General features: G+C 51.6%; 13 protein-coding genes. 3 read left to right on the forward strand and 10 right to left on the reverse strand.

Annotation, left to right across the window (positions count from 1 at the left end; all coding sequences use genetic code 11):
* Window positions 1-135 precede the first annotated feature (135 nt).
* The 8 genes from DRJ53_RS08135 to DRJ53_RS08170 form a co-directional block, all read right to left on the reverse strand.
* Entirely contained in the window at window positions 136-1,341 is a 1,206-nt protein-coding gene (locus DRJ53_RS08135) for a cupin domain-containing protein (RefSeq protein ID WP_114235117.1), read from the reverse strand.
* Window positions 1,342-1,368: 27 nt separating this feature from the next.
* A complete protein-coding gene (locus DRJ53_RS08140) occupies window positions 1,369-2,979 on the reverse strand; it encodes an aldehyde dehydrogenase (NADP(+)) (RefSeq protein WP_114235118.1) in 1,611 nt (536 codons plus the stop codon).
* 399 nt (window positions 2,980-3,378) lie between these two features.
* Window positions 3,379-3,807, reverse strand: a complete 429-nt coding sequence (locus tag DRJ53_RS08145; protein ID WP_114235119.1) for a putative toxin-antitoxin system toxin component, PIN family — start codon at window positions 3,805-3,807, stop codon at window positions 3,379-3,381.
* On the reverse strand, window positions 3,788-4,012 hold the full coding sequence (locus DRJ53_RS08150; RefSeq protein ID WP_206609735.1) for a hypothetical protein: 225 nt from the start codon (window positions 4,010-4,012) through the stop codon (window positions 3,788-3,790). Before DRJ53_RS08150 ends, DRJ53_RS08145 begins: the two co-directional genes overlap by 20 nt.
* A 204-nt stretch (window positions 4,013-4,216) precedes the next feature.
* A complete protein-coding gene (locus DRJ53_RS08155) occupies window positions 4,217-5,587 on the reverse strand; it encodes an alkaline phosphatase family protein (RefSeq protein ID WP_206609736.1) in 1,371 nt (456 codons plus the stop codon).
* Between the two features lie 39 nt (window positions 5,588-5,626).
* Complete coding sequence (locus DRJ53_RS08160; protein ID WP_114235121.1) at window positions 5,627-8,779, reverse strand: TonB-dependent receptor; 3,153 nt, start codon at window positions 8,777-8,779, stop codon at window positions 5,627-5,629.
* Between the two features lie 415 nt (window positions 8,780-9,194).
* On the reverse strand, window positions 9,195-11,615 hold the full coding sequence (locus DRJ53_RS08165) for a bifunctional YncE family protein/alkaline phosphatase family protein (protein WP_114235122.1): 2,421 nt from the start codon (window positions 11,613-11,615) through the stop codon (window positions 9,195-9,197).
* A 35-nt stretch (window positions 11,616-11,650) separates the two neighbouring features.
* Complete coding sequence (locus DRJ53_RS08170; protein ID WP_114235123.1) at window positions 11,651-13,678, reverse strand: TonB-dependent receptor plug domain-containing protein; 2,028 nt, start codon at window positions 13,676-13,678, stop codon at window positions 11,651-11,653.
* A 450-nt stretch (window positions 13,679-14,128) separates the two neighbouring features.
* Here DRJ53_RS08170 and DRJ53_RS08175 point away from each other — a divergent pair, with 450 nt between their 5' ends.
* The 3 genes from DRJ53_RS08175 (at window position 14,129) to DRJ53_RS08185 (ending at window position 19,199) form a co-directional block, all read left to right on the forward strand.
* The gene (locus tag DRJ53_RS08175; protein WP_206609737.1) at window positions 14,129-15,400 is read left to right on the forward strand and encodes an FG-GAP repeat domain-containing protein; all 1,272 of its coding nucleotides are present in this window, start codon (window positions 14,129-14,131) and stop codon (window positions 15,398-15,400) included.
* A gap of 48 nt (window positions 15,401-15,448) precedes the next feature.
* Window positions 15,449-16,195, forward strand: coding sequence for a 3-keto-disaccharide hydrolase (locus tag DRJ53_RS08180; RefSeq protein ID WP_206609738.1), 747 nt, complete (start codon window positions 15,449-15,451; stop codon window positions 16,193-16,195).
* A 127-nt stretch (window positions 16,196-16,322) separates the two neighbouring features.
* Entirely contained in the window at window positions 16,323-19,199 is a 2,877-nt protein-coding gene (locus tag DRJ53_RS08185; RefSeq protein ID WP_114235124.1) for a PVC-type heme-binding CxxCH protein, read from the forward strand.
* Between the two features lie 569 nt (window positions 19,200-19,768).
* Here the strand turns inward: DRJ53_RS08185 and DRJ53_RS08190 are convergent.
* Window positions 19,769-21,940, reverse strand: coding sequence for a xanthine dehydrogenase family protein molybdopterin-binding subunit (locus DRJ53_RS08190; RefSeq protein ID WP_114235125.1), 2,172 nt, complete (start codon window positions 21,938-21,940; stop codon window positions 19,769-19,771).
* Between the two features lie 2 nt (window positions 21,941-21,942).
* Window positions 21,943-22,401: a (2Fe-2S)-binding protein gene (locus DRJ53_RS08195; RefSeq protein ID WP_114235126.1), complete on the reverse strand. Its 459-nt coding sequence runs from the start codon at window positions 22,399-22,401 to the stop codon at window positions 21,943-21,945.
* Window positions 22,402-22,424: the final 23 nt, after the last annotated feature.

Here is a 22,424-nt window from a genome sequence, read left to right on the forward strand (position 1 = left end):
AGTGATTTATAAAAAACTGCGTCACCTAAAATTGTCGGTCAATAAAGTTTTAGTAGAAACCCCATTTAAAAATTGAGATGTTTTGGTTGGTGACCTTTCTTTTCTACACGCTTTATATCGTTCGGCGCAGTGCCGTTATTTGCGGTTGTCGCCGGCCACATCATAGCCGCGCCATTTGAATGATTTTGCCAGCTTCTCTGCAGCGGGCCATGCGGCCTGGTGCTCCTTGCTGGCTACCCATTTGCGCCGGGCTTCTTCGGTGTCGAAAGAGATCTGCAACTGGTAATTGTAATCTGTTGCCTCACCCTGAATTTCCTTTTCAACAGCTTCAGGAAAAATGCGCAGCAACTTCGATTCGAGGTAACCTTGCTGCACCAGCATGGCCGGCACATATACGCCGGTGTACATTTTTTCAAAAGCCTCCGCGTTTTCTTTGGCTACCACAAAATCCATTTGCAGCACAATTGCTTTGGGCTTGGCCTGTACAGTGGTGCGGGCTGCTTCTTTTGGTGCGGTAGCTACGCCAATCACCAGCAGTTCCAGGTCTTCTTTGCCATCGTTGCTGATGGCCACCGTTTCGCCGTTGGCGCCATAAAATGCATGATCCAATTTGATGGGTGCCGTTTCGCCATTTACGCCAATGCTGCCCGAACCTTTTACCACGTAATACACTTCCTCCATGTTGGCCAGCTGCCTGCTGGCCTTGCTTCCGGCCGGGATGATCACATGATCCACATGGTTCCAGGTGGTGGCAAAAATATCCGGACCCAGGATGCGGCGGTACAGGATGCCGTTGCCCGCATAAGCCGCATTGCCGGTGCGCATCGTTTCCTTTTTCAACTGCCCCGACACAAACTGCGGGATGGCGTCCAACGAGGCACCTACGCGGTCGTCGCCCAGGTCGAAGTTGTCGCCACGGCCCTTGGTGGTGCTTACCGCAAAATTGAGCCAGCGCAGCGCCTTGCCGCTGTTGTTGTAAATGCCATGTGCATGGCCCAGTTTGCAGGGCACCACGGCAGGCCCTTTGATCTTGGAAGTGCGGCCATTTACGGTAAACTCGGCTTCGCCATCGAAGATCACGTACATTTCTTCGATGGTGTGGTGAAAATGCTGCCCGATGCCTGCTTTGTCGGGAATTTCGCCGGCATGCAGGTACAGCAGGTTGGTGGCCAGGGTCTGGCTGCCAATGAGGCCGGTAAATTTCATTTGGCCTGCGCCGGCATGCACCGCCGACAGCTGGCGGTATTTGGATGGGTCGTTGAACACAACCCGCTTGCTCAGGTTTTGTGCAAAGGACTGCAGGGCAGCAAAGGCCGCCAGCAATAATATGGCTCGCTTCATGTATCGTTAGTTTTTATCTGTTAATGGTTACAGGCTTACAGCGGCAACCCGGCCCACGGCATTACGGGTAAACACACCATCCACCTTGCGCATGAGGTGCAGCGGGTTGCTGTCTTTCAGTGCATCGGGTAAAAATTCCTGCGGGCAATCCTGGTAACACACGGGGCGCAAAAAGCGGTTGATCGCCTCCGTCCCTACAGAGGTAAAATGCGCAAACGTAGTGGCCGGGAAAGGCCCGCCGTGCATCATGGCATGCGACACCTCAACGCCGGTGGGCACGCCGTTGTAAATCAGGCGCCCTACTTTTTGCGTCATCACTTCCACGCTGTTGTGAAACTGCGCCAGGTCATCAGGGGTGCCCATTACCGTGCCAGTAAGTTGCCCGTGCAAATGCGCCAGGGTTTCTTTTAAATCAGCAGCATCGTTGCACAGCACTACCAATGATGTGGGGCCAAACACTTCGTTTTGCAATGCGCTGTTTTGCCTGAAATTTTCCGCGGTTGTTTGCGCCAGCGAAGCGGTGGCTTTATAATCGGCACCTGCTTCCTCGCCCTGGAACACGGCCTGCACACCGGGCTGCCCCAGCAGTTGCTGCCGCTCCGACTGGTAAGCGGAACAAATGGTTTTGTTCAGCATGGTGGCAGCAGGTACCTGCGCCAGTGCGTTGGACAATTTCTGCACGAATGCTTCGGTATTGCTGTCGTTGATGATAAACAGGAGACCAGGGTTGGTGCAAAACTGGCCCACGCCCAGCGTGATGGAAGCACTCAGTTGCGCCGCCACTGCATCGGCATCGGCTGCTATTTTGCCCGGCAAAACCAGCACAGGGTTGATCGAGCTCATTTCGGCATAAACCGGGATGGGTTCTTCCCTATCGTTTACCGCCGATTTCATCAGCGCCATGCCACCGCGAAACGAGCCGGTAAAACCTACCGCTTTGATGGCGGGATGTTTTACCAGCTGCTGTCCCAGCACCGAGCCTTCACCAATCAGCGACGAGAACACGCCATCGGGCATGCCGGTTTTTTGGGCGGCCTTGATGATGGCCGATGCTACCAGCTCGTTGGTACCCAGATGGGCGCTGTGTGCTTTTACCACCACCGGGCAGCCAGCTGCAAGCGCCGATGCGGTATCGCCACCGGCCGTGGAAAATGCCAATGGAAAATTAGACGCTGCAAACACCGCAACCGGGCCAATGGGCACCATCATGCGGCGGAGGTCGGCGCGGGGCAGCGGCTTACGGTCGGGCATAGCCGTATCAATAATGGCATCTACAAAAGAGCCGTCCTGCAGGTGCGTTGCAAACAGGCGCAACTGCCCTACGGTGCGGCCACGTTCGCCGGTGATGCGGGCTTCGGGCAGGCCGGTTTCGAGGTGTGCCCGCAGAATGAGTGCATCGCCCAACTCCATGATCTCGTCGGCAATAGCTTCGAGAAACGCAGCTCTTTCTGCAAATGAAGTTTGGCTGTAGGTTTCAAAAGCCGCTTTTGCCTTTTGCACGGCGGCGCTTATTTCGTCGGCTGTTGCTATGGCAAAGTCGCCCGGCAGGTTTTCTTTTTGCACGGTGCTGAATGCCTGTAGCTTTTTATCGCCAGCCGATCTGGTTTCAAATCCAATGAAGTTATGTCCGAGGAGCATGGTATGAGGTTTCAGGTTTTTGAGCCGGCGGGTTGAGCCCGGGCTTTGTTATGTACACAATCGTTCGCCAGACAAGGTATTTAAATAGGCGGGTACAATACTTCCAAATAAAGCCACCGAAGGATTATAAACATATTGGGGTGGTGTAGTGAGCCAATGTTGGTTCCCTTCTGCGTTTGCCATAACGCCAAAACTTAGGTCATGCAAACAAGTGGTGCTTGCTGCTTCATGAATAAAGACTCGGGTTGACATTTTACCGGAGTATTTGCTGCCAGTGCAATTGTAGCGGGTGTTACATCTCAGAGTGGCCGATGAATGTTTTATTAAAAATGTGTACAACTAGGTTCAAACGGCGCATGTGCCAGTTAAATTGATACCGCACAATTTGGTAACGCAATGTTACGTACCTGCTGCTTCTCTACTTTCAAGGTATTGTGTAATAGTGAGGATTTTGGTTCGCCCATATTTTTTCAGATCCAACAGATCCTTGTCGCCGGTCAACAGGTGGGTAGCCTTGCCGTCTTTGGCAAGTGATAGCAGAAAGTTGTCTTTGGGATCACGGCAAGCAGCAACGATGGTGGTGACGGCAATAAATTCAGCCCCTTGCATGATGCTTTCCAATAGTTGCTGGAGGTCCGTTACTGAAAAGTAGCGTTTAAATTTTGGCCTGGTAGCCACTTCCAAAAATTCGTCGAGCAGTTCCTGGCTAAAAAGAAGTGTAACCTGGCCACCGAACAAAACGTTGTCAAGTTTGGCGGAGCTTTTTGTAAGAAGCAAACTTATCCACAGGTTGGTGTCTATGATTAATCTATGCTTTACGCTGCGCATAGCGTTTCGATCTTACACCCTCAACTTCCTTGGTGATATCTTCCAGCGATGGCGGTGCAGCGCTTGCTTTTTTCCGCAGCCGGTTTACAACGGTCTGAAAACCGTTCTCCGGCTGCTCACTAATGGAAATAAGCTTTAGATCAGCCAAACTCTGCAACAGTTTTGCCGCTTTTGGATTAAGGATGTTTACTTGGAACGTTTGCATACTTCCAAAGTTAATAAATCTGGCCGACAGCAGAATGTCGCCAGTCATCCGTGGCGACACAAACCGGCACTCAATTCTACACATGATTATTTGACTGCCCACATAATTTCAGCGTAACAACAGCACAAGGAAGGCAGAAAAAAAAACACCCACCGCTTTCAGCAGTGGGTGCCCTATTAAAATCAATGCTAAGAGGCAGCAACGCTACTTTGCAGTAATGCTAACCGCGCTGTTCAATAACTGTGGGTGCAACTTACCATCGATGCCCGCATCCATTTGCAGCCCCAGCAGGTGTGCAATGAGCGGTGCAATGTCGGTGAGGTTCATTTCGGGTACCACGGCACCTTTCCTAATGCCTTTACCAAAGGCAACAAAGCCGGTTTGGATCTCTTTAAAATCGGGGAAGTAGCCATGCGTGCCGCCTTTAGCGCTGCGTATAAACTCGCCTTTCGAATCGGAACTAAACGTGTAGCCTTTTTCCGCAGCCAGTGCTAACGCAGCATTGGGATCGGCACCAATGGCATCCAATTGCTGGCGTGTTTTGATCTTGAAGAATTGTTGCTGCTCCGCCGGAAGTTGCGCCAGCAGGCTTTTTACTTTCTCCAGCGTTGCCTTGTCGGCAGGATTTTTCAGGTGCAGAAAAGTGGCGCCGCCCGATGCATGAAAATAAGCCTTCCAATTATCGCCGCTGTTGGGTGCATACAGGCCCGCTTTGCGCAGCAGCACATTTGGCGCCAGCGCATTGTGGATGTTTACAAACCCATGATCACCGGTGATGATGAACGTGGTTTGTTCATAGATGCCCGCCTTTTTGGTGGCTTCTACAATCTTGCGCAGTGCACCATCCACCACGGTCAGCGAGGTACGGACCTTGTCGCCATCGCGGCCCTGCTCGTGTTCAAAATGATCCACAGTTACCAGGTGCAGCGACAACAGCGCCGGCTTGTGTTTGCGAATGAGGTAACAGGCCATTTGCGCATTGATGTCGTCGATGCCGTAGTAGTCGCCATTGAAATCAATGGGCTCCAGTTTACCCGTTGCTTGCTGCTGTATTTCGGCAAACAATCCTTTCGGTGTTGCGTTTTCTTCCAGCGCTTTCAGCATGTTCCGCTCCTCGCCCTTTTTCTTAGGCAGGTACCAGTATTCGGGCACCACATAATCGGCGGCGCTGTTCAGCGTAACGGGCCAGAACACCGATGCAGTAACGAGCCCTTTTTGTTTCGCGAGGTCAAATACAGTGGGCACTTTGATGCCCTTATAATCCCAGTACCATTTACCGGTAATGGAATCGGTTTCCACAGGTGTGTTGTAATAGATGCCATGCTTGAGCGGCTTTTGCCCGGTGATCATCGCGGTATGCGAAGGATAGGTAACCGACGGAAATACGCCGTTGACTCCATCCGAATGAGCGCCTTTTTGCAGGCCCTGCCGCAGGTTCACCATTTCCCAGCTGGGGTCTTTGTAAAACTCTGGCCGCAAGCCATCGACGCTGATCAGGATCACGTGGCTGTTTTGTGCACCTGCCGCAGCGGCCAGCATCATCAACACGAATATCATTGCATTTCTTGTCATCATGGTAACAGTTATTGCTGCTCTAAAAATTGATGCAACCGGTTAAAAACTATAGCGTACGCCCAGTTGTGCCTGGAACGGTGTACCGCCCAGTGGCGACACGCCGGAAGTGGTGTTTACGCGGTAGCCAAATGTTTCGGTTGCGGCATTGAACGAGGTGATGTTGTAGATGTTTTGCTTGCCCAGGTTTTGGTTTACACCACGTTTTTTATTGAAGGTGTTGGCCACGTTGAACAGGTCCATCGACAACTCCACGCCATGCTTCCGGTTGATCATTACTTTTTTAGCAAGGCGCAAATCAAACACGCCATTGAAGCCGTTTTCGCCACCATTGCGTTCTGCAATCTTGCCAAAGCTGCGGGTCAGGTATTCTTTGAAATTGCCCTGCACATCAGGGTTGGCCAGTATGGCATTGATGCCGTCGGCAATGTATTTGGGCGTAGCCGCATCATTGGGGTTGTAGATATAAGCAAGGTCGTTGGAGTTTACAAAATCACCGTTCATGTTGCCGGCCACAGCCAGCGAGTAGCGGGTACCACCGATGCCCGAAAAGCGCAGGCCAATGGTGATGCCGCGGATGCTGGGTGCATTGGCATACACCACCACTTTGCTGCGGAAGTGGTTGTCGGCATAGGTCATGCGGCTCAGGTCGCGTGGATCGTCTTTTACCATCAGGCTTAGCGTGGCACTGTTGGCTACGTTACCGTTGTATGATGTGTTGTCGCGGCTATCGTTCCAGGTGTACGATGCAGTGATCTGGCCATCTTTGTAGTAGCGGAATGTACCATCCAGCACCACGGCAAACTGGTTCTTTTTGCCATCGCTGATCAACTCCAGCACCCGGCCCAACGTATTTGTTTTACGGCTGTCAACCCAGTTGGCCACACCGTTGCGGGCATTGATGGTACTTGCCGGCACGTACACGCCGCGGTTGGCTTCCTGCTCAATCCGGAAATAAGGCTGATCCACCATGTTGCGGTCAACATACATATAGTTGTTGCGGGCAAATGAAGCATAACCGCTGATGCCAACACGTAGCCGTTCGCTGAACATGTGGTTGTAGGTAAGGCTCGCTTTATACACCGTAGGCACTTTTACATCTTTGGCGTTGGTGTTGATGGTGATCAGTTTTTCCACGCCGGGAATATTGAACAGGTCTTTACCCGGTGCAGTGGAAGGATCCTGGCGATAGCGTTCAAAATCAGGCGTGGGCACGTTGGTGGTCATATCCACAGCGGCCACTTTGGTACCATCAAACAGGATGTTGTTGATCATCGAATACGGGTTCAGGTTGGAACCAAAAATGCCGGCACCAAAGCGGATAAAATCACGCTTCTTTTCGTTTACATCCCACATCAATTCAAAACGTGGTTGCACCTGCAGCGTCTGGATTTTATTATTGGTAACAATGCCCAGTTCCTTTTCTGCAACGGCATTGTAGTTGGCGCCGTTCAGGTATTGGGTATTGTCTAAACGAACACCTGCCAACAGGTTGAAACCCCGGCCCAGCCGCGTTTCCATTTGGCCATATACACCCGAAGCCAGCTGGTGCAACACCGTTGATGGATCATCCACAATGGCAATCTCACGGGCATAGCGGTAAGGAATGCCTTTTTCAAAATTATCCAGGCCGGTAAAGAAAAAGCGGCCGTTCATTTCGCTGCCATACACGTTGTGCATCTTGGTGTACATCATGTCCACACCAAAAGTAAACTTGGCCCGCTCGGTATTGTAGTACAGGTTGTTCACCACTTGGTACACCGTGCCTTTAAACCACTCCGGCGAAAAGCGCTGGCCGCCAATCTGGATGGAGTTGGTATAGTTGGTGCCTTTTTCGCCCACCGATGTCACGTTTTCTACAATGGCACGTGGAATGCCCGCAGGCGGCAATTCGGGACTTGGAATAACAAATTCATGTTGTAAAAATTGCTGCGCCTTGAACTCATTGGTAAGCCTGGAGTTGATGGCCGAACGCAGCGATACAATCAGGCTGTTGTTCATTTTCTTGCGGTCGATATACGACTCCCGTGCATTGATGCCGGAGTTGTCGCCTTCCGAAAGATTATCCAGCTCGTACACATAGTTGTTGCGGATGGTGAGCAGGTTTTTACTGTTCAACTGCCAGTCTACACGGCCAAAGATGGCATCGGTAGAACGGCCTTTATCGAACGATCCAAACTGTGGGTTATCGGACACGCCATACTTTTCCCGTGCAATGGCGGTAAAGCGGTCCAGTGTGCTTTGCGTTACGCGGAACGCAGCTTCGTCGGCAGCCGAACGCACATCGGCAATAATGAGCGGGCGGGAATCCTGCTGGTGGTCCCACACCAAAAAGAAATGCGCTTTGTCTTTTATAATTGGGCCACCAATAGAGGCACCGTATTGTGCGGTAGAAAAAGGCTGGTTGCGGCGGTTGCCCCGGATATCATAGCGGCTCGACAGCTTGTTGTGGCGTAAAAAGCCAAAAGCACTACCGGTAAACGTGTTGGTTCCCGATTTGGTAACCGTGCTGATGGTGCCGCCACCTGCGCGGCCTTCGGTTACATCGTATTCGTTGTTCACCACTTTAAACTCGCGGATGGCTTCCATGGAAATAGAGTAAGCACCCGAAGTGTTGCCGCCGGCAATGGTGCCCCTGGCCGACATACCATCGATGGTAAAGTTGGTGGACGATTGCAGCTGGCCGCCAATGCTGGTGCCGTTGGCCAGCGGTGAAAGATCGATGAGTGTAGTAAAGTTGCGGCCGTTTACCGGCAGCGTGTTCAGGTCTTTTGGCGAAATGGTGGTGGCCGCACCTACGTTGGCAATATTGCGGCGAATGGTGTTAGTGGTTACCACAACTTCGGTGAGGGCTCCTTCGTTTTTAATCAGGCTAAAACCAATTTCCAGCCGGTCGCCCTGGTTCAGTGCAATACCGGTTTTCTTTTCCGACTTATAACCAACATAGGAAACAGTGAGCGAATAAGGCGAACCCAGCGGCAACTGGTTGAAGATGTAACCGCCTTCTTTGTTGGTTACCGTGGAGGTGGTAAAACCTGTTGATTCGTTTTTTACATAAATGGTAGCCCCCTGTACTGGGCCATCGGCGCTGGATACAGCACCCAATACAACGGCCTGGGTGGCGTTTTGGCCCAAAACCATTAGGGTGTTACACAGCAATAGAAATAACAGTCCGACTGAAAGTCTTAGTTTCATTGTAATGATCGTTTATAATGTATAGCGGATGACGAGTGGTCGTGTATTTTTTACGTACACGGTTATGGCTAACCGTTAGCACCTGCATTTGTATGTACAGATTTTGGTTCAGCAAGGATGGATGCGGTTGTTGTGTTTCGCGGTGTAAAAAGAAGAAACGGATGTTATCTTAAAGTGAAGCCAAAATGACCGCTATATTAAGTTTCGAATGGTGGCAATAAACTGCAGTTGCAGGAGCGAGAAAAGTTGAAACAATTGCTGTACCGTTTTAAACGTATAATTATTTAGCATAAAAAAACCTCTGTACTAACAGAGGTTTTTAAATTACATATTTCGATGCTGCTTACTAACTACTGCAATTAACGATGCATTTGTTCAAACCCATTTTCAGAACAAACAACAACAGCCAACATTTCTAGTCGTCCTCGTCTTCATCCTTCTCCACCGGCAGCACAAACGCAGATCGGCGCGGGCCGAGGAACGGCTTATCGCCTTTCAGGCCATGCCACAACACCCAATTAAACAACAAGTCATTGTTCGCGTCTTCTTTTGCAAAATTAAATGCTTCGCTTCGCCGCTGCCATTCGTTCATTGCCGTATTGCGTTCATCCAGGTTTATTTCGGGCACAATGGCCTTAAAGTTGGATGCCCTGGCAACAGTATCGAAGCAACGCCACATGGGTGTTGCGGCCGCATCGTATTGCGTCATCGGTGGCAGGCCGAGGATCAGTTCCATGGTGCGCAGCACCGATGATGTGGTGTACGGCGTATGATCAATAAAACCGCGTTTTACAAAACCGCCTGCCAGGTACGCCGGGCTGCGGTGTGCATCCACATGGTCGGCACCGTTTTGCGCATCATCTTCCAAAATAAACACCGCCGTTTCGTTCCAGATGGGGCTTTGCGCCAGATGCTCTATAAACATACCCACTGCCAGGTCGTTATCGGCCACATGGGCATAAGGCGTAGGCCGGTTCAGCCGCAGGCCTTCGGTATGGTCGTTGCCAAAACGAACGGTGTTGAATTGCGGCACGCTTCCTTTTGCCAGCAGCGACTCGAACTCACGTTCCCACTGGCGGTAGCGGAACGTGTCTTTGATGTTCATGTTGTAGCCCGGAAAGTAAGGACAGAAATTATTTTGCAGCACCGGTATATTAGCTTTGCCGCCATCAGCAAACTCGCCGTAGGTGCGGAAGCTAACGCCATAACGGCGGCATTGGTCCCAAATAAATCCGCCTTTGTTATTGGCAATTGTCCGCTCCCCTTCGCCGCCATAAGTGCCGCCACGGCCGCCATAGCTGGAAGGCCATGTTTTTTCGAGGTAATCCGTTGCGTATGCACCTACGGTCCAGTTGTGCCCGTCGGCACTTACTTCAGCATCCACATAAAAATTATCGAGCAGTACAAATTCCGCAGCAAGTTTGTGCTGGTTGGGTGTGATGGCCCGGCCAAATAAGAGCAGCGACGTATCGCCATTGCCTCCCGGCATATCGGCCAGCACCTGGTCGTAAGTACGGTTTTCTTTGATCACATAAAACACGTACTTGATGGCGCTTTTAACACCTGGCTGTACGGGCACCGGGTTGTTGCCGGCCGGGCCTTCGGCCTTCGCCTCTTTTTCTTTGGAATAGGCCGCATTGCGGTAAGCCGCTTTGGTGTACCCTTTCAATTCAGCTTCGGTGGGCGGCTTAATGATGCTCATGGTGCCCTGGAAAAGCGCCGCAATGTATTGCAGGTCTTTGGCCGGCCTGGTGGTACCGGCATGATGGATCACTTCTTCACGCGGCCGCAACGGGTTGGGGCCAAACGGGTTGGCTGCCGATTGCAGGCCCTTGCCATTGGTAACCCAAATGCGGTTGTTGACCACTTTTACATTGGTGGGATACCAGCCCGTGGGAATAAAACCTTTTGGCCGGCTGCCACCGGGATTGGACACATCAAACACCGCGAGGCAGTTGTTATCGGCATTGGCCACATACAATGTTTTTCCGGTTACATCCAGCGCCAAGCCATTCGTTGTTGATCCACTGGGCGATTGTGCATACAAGGCCGCATCCAGTGTTTCCACAACCAGTCCATTGCCTACATCTATTACCGAAACGGTATTATCATTTGCATTGCACACATAGAGGTGCTTGCCGTTGGGCGCCAGCAGCAATTCGTTCGGGTTATCGCCTACCGAAATAGCTGGTTCAAACACCTGCTTTTGCGTATCGAACAGGAGAACTTTATCGCAGCCCCAGCAAGAGATGTACAACTTTTTGCCGCCGGGTGCCAGCAGGCAGGTATAAGCTTCGGCCTCAAGGCCAAATTTGCGCAGCACCTTTTTTGTGTTTATATCCACCACATATAGGCTATTGTCTTCTTTGGTCACCACGTACATCAGCCCGCGGCTTTCATCCAGTTGCAGGCCTGCAGGCCCGACCCTGTTAGGCCAGGGCAGGCCCAAAGCAATACTGTCGGCGAGTACCAATTTTCGCTGCTGAATGCGGTATTTCAGGATGCGGTTATCGTGGCCGCCAGAGGCATACAAGTGTTGTTCATTTTGGGTAAACTGCAGCCCGTACCACGATTTTGCAATGGTGATAGTATCGAGCATTTTGCCGGCACGGGCATCCAGCAACTGGATGCTTTGCACACCCTGCCCGTTGTTGGTAACAGCCACGTATTTACCCGATTTACTAACGGCCATGTTCAGGGGCAAATCGCCCAAAGGCACCGAAGCGCCGGCCGGAGAAAGCTTCCAGCCATTGGGCAATTGAACCGGCTGTGGCAGGTTTTGTGCACCGGCATGGATGGACAATGCAGTGATACACGCAAGAAAAATATGTTTCATAATGGTGAAATGTGACTGATGCCTTTTTTTAAAAATTACATTCCTACGGAAACAGAACACCACAGGCTGCGGCCAATGCCGTTGATGCCTGAACCGTGGGTTCGGTAGTCTACATTGGCCAGGTTGTACAACCCCGCGCTAACAGCGAAAGATTTGTAGCGATAGCCGCTATACAAGTTCATTACCTGCCAGCCCGGTGTACCACCTTTGGGAATACGGTTGTCGTCAATATCGCCTTTGGCAAGCCGGTCCTGCCGGTCGGCAGCCAGCATTTCAAACGCGGCATGAAAGCCCTCTTTTCTGTACTGCAATGCCATTCGGCCATTCAGCGGTGGCGTACGGCGCAAGGGCTCGTTGCGGGTTTTATTATGTCCGTGTGCATAAGCCGCACCTGCCTGCAATGAAAGTTGGTTCAGAAGCTTTAATCTAACCGACGCCTCCACTCCTTTTACCGATGCCGATTCTACATTTTCTTTTTGGTACACATTATACCCGCTGATCACTTTGCCGGGCACCTGCACCCGTGCAATAAGGTTGTGCAGTTGCATGTAATAAGCGGAAGCTTCTATTGAGAGTGCAGCACTGTTGTACCGGTAACCAATTTCGGTGTGTTTGGAGCGCTCCGGCTTTAAATCGGCCGCGGGCACTTCGTAGCGAAAATCAACAATGCCCAGCGTACCCATATCATCTACATTGGGCGCCCGGTAGCCGGTGCTGAAATTGGCAAACAGCGATTGTTTGGTATCCATTGCATAGAGCACGCCGGCGTTGTACACAAACGAAGCTGGATGCAGCGCCACCTTTCCCAAAGTGGTGTCTGTGATGCCGATATCGAATGTATTATAGCGCAGGCCCAGTTCTGCGTTCCAACGTTTCCAGTTAAAATGATGGAGTGAAAAAATGGAGTAATTGCCATAAGTAGCACCATCGGGGTACAAGCCCCGCTTTGCAGTTGCCATTCCATTTGAAAGCAATATGTCCCTGCTGCCGCTGCCTACTTTATCGCGGTACAACTCTACGCCGGAATTGATGCGCCACCAAGGCCGAACAACAGAAGTAAAATCAATCGTTAATCCAGCAGTTTTGATATCGTCCCGTTCCCACCGTTCGGAGGTTGCATTATTTTTCCGGCTGGCTCTTTCTTCAATGCCTTGCTGCAATGACGCGGTGATAGAAACCTCATGGGCCCAGGCACTGTTTGTAGGCAGCTTTAGCCGTGCATAACTCAGGCTGCGCTGTTGCAGTTCGGTAGTATTTCGGGCAAAGTTTTCAAGCCGCACTTTGTGGTACACCGGCACATCTTGCTGCTGCAGCCATTGGTGGGCAAGCGTTAGTTGGGCACGGCGCCCAAGCAGCATTTTTGCCTTTACATCAAATGCCCGCTCGTCGTAGCCGGAGGGTCTTTGTTTACCCGTAGTGTCACCGCCATACAAATCGCCAAAGTGGCGCACCGAAATACCGCCCCGCACCGCCAGCCTTTGGCTTGCATAGTTTATTTGCCCGCGGCCGGTTTGTTCCATGCCCCTGCTTACAAAGCGCCCCAACACGCCGGCATTCAGTTTTTTGCCTTGATGGGTAAATTGCGGATCAGCAGTGGTTACCTGTATCACGCCACCCATCGCATCGGAGCCATACTGCACCGATCCTGTTCCCTTGGCCACTTCTATTTGCTGCACGGTATACGGGTCAATGGTATTGAGGTATTGATTGGGACCGTAGCGAAAAATAGCATTGTTCATCCGTACGCCATCCACCAGTATGAGGGTTTGGTTGCCGGTGAGGCCGCGTAAAAAAGGAGCGCCGCCGCCAAGATTTGTTTTCTGCACAAACACGCCATTGATGGCTGCAAGTGCCTCGGGGGTGGTGCGGGCACCCAGTTCTTTTATTGTTTGCTGTTGCAGCACCTCCACGCTAAATGGTACGCGGTGCTTTTGCTGGCTGGTGCGCTGGGCATGCACCACCAGCTCCTGCAGTTGTTGGGCTGCCGTATCTTTTTGTGCAAATAGATGCGTGGGTGCAATGGCTATTAGGCTCAGGGAAATATAGAAAAGAAGACGCCTCATTGGTGGTTTGGTGGGTGTTGTAATTTGGGGCCAAAGATGGCGGGTGCAGGCGGCAGGGCAAGTTTAAGTCTGTGTTAAGAAAATAAGGTTTCCCATTTTCGGCTACACATCACCGGGAAAGAATAACGTTTGCACAACACCTGCTTCAAACAATGTTTGTTTTGCAACAATCTTCTATTAAGATAGTGAGGGATTGAGCATTCCGTCTCTATTTGTTGAACTTTCTTAGCTGCAGATTGCTCTTCCGGTCTAACTGCACAGCCCGAATTTTCTCAGCGCTGTTTGCGCTTTCTAGCAATATTTTCGGTAATCTGCAGTACCATAAGGCAAACCGGATCGGGGCAGCATTCCATTTTGCAACAACGCCATTGTTGGTTGCAGAAACTGCCTGGTTCGCCACAGCGAAAAGTGGATCGGTTTGCCCTGCGCAAAACAGCTTAAAGCTTGCATATGACCCAACCCAAACCATATCAGCCCGCCGGGATGTTCCCGGCTGGGCGATGGCACATCTGGCATACCACTTCACTTCTGCTGTTGCTGGTGGCGCTTTGTGCCAACGGCGGCTGCGGGGTTACGGCGCAACACAACCCACCGCAACACAGCACACACCAGCCCACATTTACCAAACAAATACTCACCAATGAATTTATTGCCGAAGGCGTGGCAGTGGGCGATGTAAACAAAGATGGACTGTTGGATGTGCTGGCCGGTGCTTACTGGTTTGAAGCGCCGCGTTGGACGCCACACGAAATCATGAAGCCCGAAAAATTCGAATACGACAAAGGCTACAGCGATGCCTTCATCAGCCAAACAATGGATGTAAATTTTGATGGGTGGACCGACTTTTTGCGCATCGGTTTCCCGGGCAAGGAGGCATACTGGTTTGAAAACCCGAAAGACCAGGGCGGGCACTGGAAAAAGCACCTGATCCACGATGCAGTGGGCAACGAGTCGGCGGGGTTTTTCGACTTAGACGGCGATGGCAGGCTTGACCTGCTGGGCGGTGATGCCAATAAAAAAAAGATGACCTGGTTTAAGGCGCCTACAACGGCAGGCAACCTGCAATGGGAGCCTATTGTGATCAGCAACGAAGGCGTGCTGGGCGCCGAGCCTTTTTCGCATGGCCTTGGCATGGGCGATATGAATGGCGATGGACGGCCAGATGTGATCATTACAAAGGGCTGGTGGGAAGCGCCGGCCGATGTGCACCAGCCGGGATGGGTTTTTCACGAAGCCAACCTGGGACAGGCCGCGGCGCAAATGCATGTGTTCGATTTTGACCGAGATGGCGATGCCGATGTAGTGTCATCTTCGGCACATGGGCTGGGCATCTGGTGGCACGAGCAGGTAAAAGAATCGCAGGGCAAAAGCACTTGGACAACGCACCTAATATCGGAAGCATTTTCGCAAACACACGGACTGGCCCTTACCGACATGAACGGCGATGGTGCACCGGACCTCGTAACCGGCATGCGCTATTTTGCCCACATGGGCCGCGATCCCGGCGAACTGAATCCACCAGTGCTGTATTGGTTTGAATTAAAAGCAGGACCCAAGCCGCAATGGATACCGCACCAAATTGACGATGCATCCGGTGTTGGCGTGGAAGTGCTGGTAAAAGACATTACAGGCGATGGATTGAAAGACATCATCGTGGCCAATAAAAAAGGCGTTTTTGTTTTTAAACAAAATAGCCACGACAGTAACAAAGCGGACCGATAACATTCGTTTGTATCAACAACAGATATCGACTGAAGCGGCTAATTACACTTGAACCCATTTCTATTTACGTTTGAAATACTGCGCCAAAATCTTTGTGTAACTTTCTGTCTTGGTGGCTTTGTGGCGCAACAAAACCTGATCATCATGAAAGCGATTGCAGCCCTCCTTATTGCCTTTATCCTGCAGGCGGCAGCGGCCGGTGCACAGTCGCAAACGATTGCGCTATTTGATGGCAAAACATTCAACGGCTGGGAAGGCGATACAATAAATACATGGCGCATTGAAGGCGGTGCACTGGTGGGCGGTTCGCTTACAACCGAAGTACCGCGCAACGAGTTTATTGCCACCACCAAAAGCTTTTCCAACTATGTGCTCCGGCTCAAATTCAAGCTCACCGGCCACGAAGGATTCATCAATGGCGGCGTGCAGTTTCACAGCCAGCGCATCAAAGATCCTGCCCATGAAATGACCGGTTACCAGGCCGATATTGGCGATGGCTATTGGGGCAGTTTGTACGACGAATCGAGGCGCAACAAGCTACTGGCGGTAGCTGATACGGCGCAGATCAAACGCCTGCTGCGCCGCAACGATTGGAATGATTACGAAATCCGCACCGAAGGAAAGACCATCCGCATTTTTTTAAACGGCGAACAAACCATCGCCTATACCGAAGAGGATGCCGCGATTCCGCAATCGGGGCTCCTTGCATTTCAGGTGCATGGCGGCGGCAAAGTGCAGGTGCACTACAAGGATATTTTTTTACAGGAAATAAATAAGCAGGCACCTGCGCAGTGAGCCGAGTGTTTTGACGGATACAAACATGCATTTGCATCCATCAAAAACACTTTTGTATTCTATCGAAATGCAACCAATTCAATACCCGAAACCAACCAATCATTACACGAATAAACCACACGATTGTATGCCCTTCTATCGTCTTTTAATCTGCCTGTTTTTTGCCATGGTGCTGCACCCTGCAGCATTTAGCCAACAAGCCAAAAATGCTACCGCAAAAACTGCCAAAGCAAAAGAATACGACCGCGATTATACGCTGCAAGCCACCATGCTGGGCTACTTTGGCACCGATGGCACCCGCAACCCGGTATTGAAAGCGCAAAGCGGCGAATCGGTGCGCATCACCATTGTGAACGGCGAAACGATGACCCACGATATTGCCCTGGAAAAGATGGGCGTAAAAAGCAAGGTGCTGGTGGAAAAAGGCAGCACTACCAGCATTGTATTCCAGGCGCTGCAAAGCGATACTTATTTCTGCACCATTCCGGGGCACCGGCAGGCAGGTATGGTGGGCAAATTTGAAGTAGTGGAAGGCCCCATTACTGATGGCAACACGGTAAGCGGTATCAGGCCCAAAGCAGAGGGCAAAGACCTGAACCTGAATTTTGAATCGGGCAACCTGCAGGACTGGACCGCAACCGGCTCAGCATTCAACAATGCATTGATCAGCGCCGAGCCATCGCCGGTACACGAAAAAGACATGAAGATTGGTTTTTCGGGCAACTATTTTCTGACCAGCGGCGGCACCAAAAACTATAAGCAAACCGGCACACTCACATCGGCGCCCTTTACCGTCACGCATCCGTTTGCTGCATTTAAAGTATCGGGCGGCGCCTTGCAGGATACCCGCGTGGAACTGGTGCGTGCCGACAACAAGGAAGTGATTTTCCAGATCACGGGCTCGGGTCGGGCTACGCTGCAACCCGTGGTGGTGGACCTTTCGGCGCACCTGAATAAGGAAATATTTATCCGCATTATTGACAACGAAACCGGCATTTCGCAGATCCCATACATCGGTGATGATACCTGGGCACACATTAATTTCGACGACTTTCTTTTTTACGCCACCCGCCCCGATTTTCCGAATGAATTGAAAAAAGAAGACATCATTATTTTGCCGCCGCTTGATCCCATTGTGCATGCAGGACTATCGGCGCAGCAGGCAGCCAAAAGCATGACGGCGAAGGCTGGATTTTCGGTTACGTTGGCTGCATCCGAACCCGATATTATACGGCCCATTTCGTTTACCATTGATGCCAGGGGGCGGCTGTGGGTGGCCGAAGCCCATACCTACCCCGTGCGGGCCCCGGAAGGCGGCGGCAAGGACCGCATCCTGATTTTTGAAGACACCGACGGCAACGGCACCCTGGATAACAGGAAAGTGTTTATGGAAGGCCTCAACCTGATCAGCGCCATTGAGGTAGGCATGGGTGGCGTGTGGCTGGGATCGGCGCCGCACCTGTTGTTTATCCCGGTTGATAAAAAAGGGGACAAACCTGCCGGGCCGCCGCAAGTGGTGCTCGATGGATTTGGGCTGGAAGACACCCACGAAATCCTGAACAACTTTCGCTGGGGACCCGACGGCTGGTTGTATGGCACGCATGGTGTGTTTACCCACTCCAATGTTGGCCGCCCCGGCGCACCGGATGGCGAGCGGGTAAAACTAAACGCTGGTGTTTGGCGCTATCATCCCACGGCTAAAAAGTTTGAACTATTTTCTGAAGGAACCAGCAACCCCTGGGGTATTGATTTCAACGATTATGGCCATTCGTTCATCACTGTTTGCGTGATCCCGCATATGTTTCAAACCATCCAGGGTGCCCGCTACCAACGCCAGGCGGGCGAACATTTTAACACCTACACGTACGACGACATCAAGCAGGTGGGCGACCATGTGCATTGGGTGGGCGATCGTGGGCCGCATGCAGGCAACTTCCGATCGAATGCAGCCGGTGGCGGGCATGCCCATGCGGGTGCCATGATTTACCTGGGTAGCGAGCTTTGGCCCAAAGAATACCGCAACAATATTTTCATGAACAACATACATGGCAGCCGGGTAAATATGGACCGGCCGGTGCGCAAAGGTTCGGGGTATGTGGCCCACCATGGCGAGGACTTTTTACTGACCAATGATACCTGGTCGCAGTGGCTCAACTTCAGGTATGGACCGAGCGGCTCGGTGTACGCTATTGACTGGTACGACAAGAACCAATGCCACAGTTCCAATCCCGATGTGCACCAGAAAACGATGGGCCGCATTTTCCGCATCAGCCACGAAACCGACAAATGGGTAAAGGTTGATCTGACCAAAGCATCGGATAAAGAGTTGGTGGCCTATCACCTGCATCCCAACGAATGGTACGTACGCAATGCGCGGCTGAAATTGCAGGAACGCGGCGGCAATAAGAAAGTGCACAAGGCATTGAAAGAAATTTTGCACAACAATCCGGACGTGACCCGTAAGCTGCGGGCACTTTGGACGCTGCATGTAACCAATGGCCTGAAGGAAGCAGAAGTGTTACAACTGCTGGATCACGAAAATGAATACATGCGGAGTTGGGCCATTCAACTGCTAGCAGAGAACGAAGCACTGTCACCAGCAGCACTCCAGCGGTTTGCAACAATGGCCAAAGAAGATACATCGGCGCTGGTGCGCCTGTACCTGGCATCGGCCATGCAGCGCACTGCGGTGGAACAACGCTGGGAAGTATTGGAAGCCTTGTTGCAAAAAGCGGAAGACAAAGCCGACCATAACCTGCCGCTGATGCTGTGGTACGCTTTTGAACCGGCTGTGCCCACCAATGTAACCCGTGCTGCCGATGTTGCCGCAAAAGCCAAGGTGCCCCATATCTTACCGTTTACTATTAAGCGGCTAGGCGCCATCAAATCGGCTGAATCCATCAAAGCATTGCAGGAGTTGGAGCAACGGCTAAAAAGCAACCCCGAAACACATCATAACCACGAGATTGAGGCGTTGCTTAAAAAGGCGCTGGCAAGTAATTAGATGGTTGCACATTTTCGGTTATGGGTTGGCGTTACATGTTGGTATACACCGGTAAATTATGGTCGCCTCATTTATTTTGTCTTTTGTTTTATTGGCTAAAACTGGTGTGTTTGGGAAAGCATCATCCCCCTTAGGGTTGTCATGCCGAACTTGTTTCGGCATCTCCTTGTGCTGTGATTAACTCCGCCAGATGTGGGGATGCCGAAACAAGTTCGGCATGACAGATGCTGATTTTGAAAAGTGTCCTACAATACCTTCGGAATTATACTTTTTATTTGTAATGCACTTTGCCTGTCAAGTATGCTTTTGCTCCTGTCATCCTGAGCGCAGCGAAGGATCTGAGCCTGCACCTGCAGAAATTTTGAAGAAAAAATGAGCTTGCTCTTTTTAATCAAGATTTTATTACTACAATACTCAGATGCTTGGCTGCGCTCAGCATGACAAACAAAAGGTTTCTCGTAAAAGGATAACGGTTGGTTGCAACTGTTTGCACATAAAAAAATCCCGCATTGGACATGCGGGATTTTTTATTAAGGTTTATAAATCGTTGCTTTCTAAAAATAATACTATTATGCCGGCCGTGCAGTCTTATTCACACCTGCCGGTTTGCCATTAAAAATGGCATCATCCACAAATGGTTGGCTGCGCAGGCGCTGCCCCGAGGCTTTGAAGATAGCGTTGCCCACGGCGCCACCGGTTGGTGGCAATGCCGGTTCGCCCAAGCCGGTTGGATCAATACCGTTGTCTACAAAATAGGTTTCGATCTCGGGTATCTCCGTCATGCGGATGAGGCGGTAGCTGCCAAAGTTATTTTCCTGCGGCGCGCCGTCTTTAAACGTAAGCTTGCTGTACATGGCATGGCCCAGGCCATCCACAATGCCACCCATCACCTGCTGGCGGGCACCGCTTAGGTTGACCACCTGTCCGCAATCAGATGCAGCGTAGATTTTTTTGACAACCGGCTTGCCGTTTTGCATGACAACATCAGCTACCTGCGCCACATAGGACCGGTGCGAGAAGTACACACTGAAGCCCTGTCCTACTCCTTTTTTGGTACCCCAAGCCGATTTTTCGGCAACCAGTTTGGTAACGCCAATCATGCGGTCAATGTCGTATTTGATGGCACCAACCGGGGCGGTCTTTGCTTTTTCCAATAACTCCAACCTGAATACAATCGGGTCTTTTTTTGCTGCCTGCGCTACTTCATCCAAAAAGGATTGCTCCGCAAAGGCCAGGAAATTGGTGATGGGTGCACGCCATGCACCGGTAGTGATGGGCGATGCATGTTCCACCGAATCGATCAACAGGTGGGGCACGGCACCCGATGGAAAATTATCTTCCCGTGTAGGGTTGCCCGAATTGATGCCTACGCCCCTGAGTTTATAGCCAATCATGTTGCCGCTGGCGTCCAGCGCTGCCTCAAAGCGGTAGCGCACCGCAGGCCGGTAGCTGCCGCCGGTCATATCATCTTCCCTTGACCAGATCAATTTTACCGGCGCTTTAATAATGCTCGATAGTTCGGCGGCTTCGGTTACATAATCGGTTTTGAGGCGGCGGCCAAAGCCACCACCCAGGCGGGTCATTTCAACGGTAATTTTTTCTTCGGGGACGTTCAGCAATTTCGAAACGGCCGTACGGGCCGCACCGGGTGTTTGCGTGGGGCCAACCAGCTCAACGCCGTCTTCCCGTACATGCGCAAAAAAGTTCATCGGCTCCATGGGGCTGTGCGCAATGAACGGGCACTGGTATTCGGCGCGAACGACCTTTGCAGCAGTACTGAAAGCAGTTGCCACATCGCCATCTTTGCGACGCACCGTTGCCTTATCCGAATCCAACAGGGTTTTGAACAGGCGGTCGTGGTCTTCGCTGCTTTCCAGTGCGCCATCTTTTTCATACGCCACGTTCAGCAGCCTGCGGGCTTTGATGATGGCCCAGGTAGATTTACCTACAACGGCCACATTATTGCCAAACCTGACCACATGCGTGATGCCGGGCACCGCTTTGGCTGCGGCATCATCTACCGATTTGATTTTGGTGCCAAACGCAGGCGGACGCTGCAACATGGCCAGCACCATTCCATCGCGGTGAAAATCGAGGCCAAACAAGGGCTTGCCGGTGGTGATATCTTTGTTAGCAACGTTCTTAACAGCCTTGCCAATGAGTTTAAAATCTTTGCGGTCTTTCAGCGGCACATCCTTAGGCACGGGTAGTTTGGCGGCATCTTCGGCAAGTTCGCCATAACCCAGTTTGCGGCCCGTTTTGCTGTGCACTACAAACCCTTCGCCGGTGGTGCATTCATCAACCGCCACGCCCCATTTTTGCGCAGCAGCCTGCACCAGCATGTGGCGGGCAGTGGCGCCTGCATTGCGCAGCAATTTCCAGGAGTGCGGCACGGCACCGCTGCCGCCGGTTACCTGCCGGTCGAAGGCTTTGGTGTCGAGTGCAGCCTGCACCACTTTTACTTTTTTCCAGTCGGCATCCAGTTCTTCCGCCACGATCATAGGAAACGAGGTCAGGATGTTTTGGCCCAACTCGGGGTTGGGCGAAAAAATGGTGATGGTACCATCGGTGGCGATGGACAAAAAGCTATTAAAACCTAGCCCCGATGCGGCGCCGGATGCATTGCCGATAATGGCCGGGGCCGCTTCGGCGCTGAGCCAGTTGACGCCCAACATCAATCCGCCGGTGGTCAATAAGGAGGTTCTTAAAAAGGCTCTCCTGCTTTTATTTACAGTTGACATATTTATGCTTTTGTGCTGGCTAATTTGATGGCTTCACGAATGCGGTGGTAAGCGCCGCAGCGGCAAATATTGCCTTGCATGGTGCGGTCAATTTCCTCCATGGTGGGCTTTGGCTTTTGCTGCAGCAGGGCTGCCGCCGACATGATCTGTCCGGCCTGGCAATAGCCGCATTGGGCCACGTCCACTTCATCCCATGCCTGTTGCAACGGGTGGTCGCCATTGACCGACAAACCTTCGATGGTGGTGATTTTGGAGTTGCCAATAGCGCTTACCGGCAACACGCAAGAGCGGGTGGCCGAGCCATTGAAATGAACCGTGCAGGCGCCGCATTGTGCTACGCCGCATCCGTACTTGGTACCTACCAGGTTCAGGTTGTCGCGCAGCACCCACAGCAGGGGCGTATCGGCATCTACGTCCACCTCGTGTGTTTGTCCATTAATTTGAAGTTTGTATAAGGGCATATAGCTAATATTAAATCAAAGAT

The organism is Paracnuella aquatica, from assembly GCF_003332885.2.
Lineage (GTDB): Bacteria > Bacteroidota > Bacteroidia > Chitinophagales > Chitinophagaceae > Flavisolibacter > Flavisolibacter aquaticus.

Excerpts from the sequence above, each read along its gene's own strand:
- DRJ53_RS08135 (WP_114235117.1), bottom strand. The coding sequence starts at position 1,341 with ATGAAGCGAGCCATATTATTGCTGGCGGCCTTTGCTGCCCTGCAGTCC.
- DRJ53_RS08140 (WP_114235118.1), bottom strand. The coding sequence starts at position 2,979 with ATGCTCCTCGGACATAACTTCATTGGATTTGAAACCAGATCGGCTGGC.
- DRJ53_RS08145 (WP_114235119.1), bottom strand. The coding sequence starts at position 3,807 with ATGCGCAGCGTAAAGCATAGATTAATCATAGACACCAACCTGTGGATA.
- DRJ53_RS08150 (WP_206609735.1), bottom strand. The coding sequence starts at position 4,012 with ATGCAAACGTTCCAAGTAAACATCCTTAATCCAAAAGCGGCAAAACTG.
- DRJ53_RS08155 (WP_206609736.1), bottom strand. The coding sequence starts at position 5,587 with ATGATGACAAGAAATGCAATGATATTCGTGTTGATGATGCTGGCCGCT.
- DRJ53_RS08160 (WP_114235121.1), bottom strand. The coding sequence starts at position 8,779 with ATGAAACTAAGACTTTCAGTCGGACTGTTATTTCTATTGCTGTGTAAC.
- DRJ53_RS08165 (WP_114235122.1), bottom strand. The coding sequence starts at position 11,615 with ATGAAACATATTTTTCTTGCGTGTATCACTGCATTGTCCATCCATGCC.
- DRJ53_RS08170 (WP_114235123.1), bottom strand. The coding sequence starts at position 13,678 with ATGAGGCGTCTTCTTTTCTATATTTCCCTGAGCCTAATAGCCATTGCA.
- DRJ53_RS08175 (WP_206609737.1), top strand. The coding sequence starts at position 14,129 with ATGACCCAACCCAAACCATATCAGCCCGCCGGGATGTTCCCGGCTGGG.
- DRJ53_RS08185 (WP_114235124.1), top strand. The coding sequence starts at position 16,323 with ATGCCCTTCTATCGTCTTTTAATCTGCCTGTTTTTTGCCATGGTGCTG.
- DRJ53_RS08190 (WP_114235125.1), bottom strand. The coding sequence starts at position 21,940 with ATGTCAACTGTAAATAAAAGCAGGAGAGCCTTTTTAAGAACCTCCTTA.
- DRJ53_RS08195 (WP_114235126.1), bottom strand. The coding sequence starts at position 22,401 with ATGCCCTTATACAAACTTCAAATTAATGGACAAACACACGAGGTGGAC.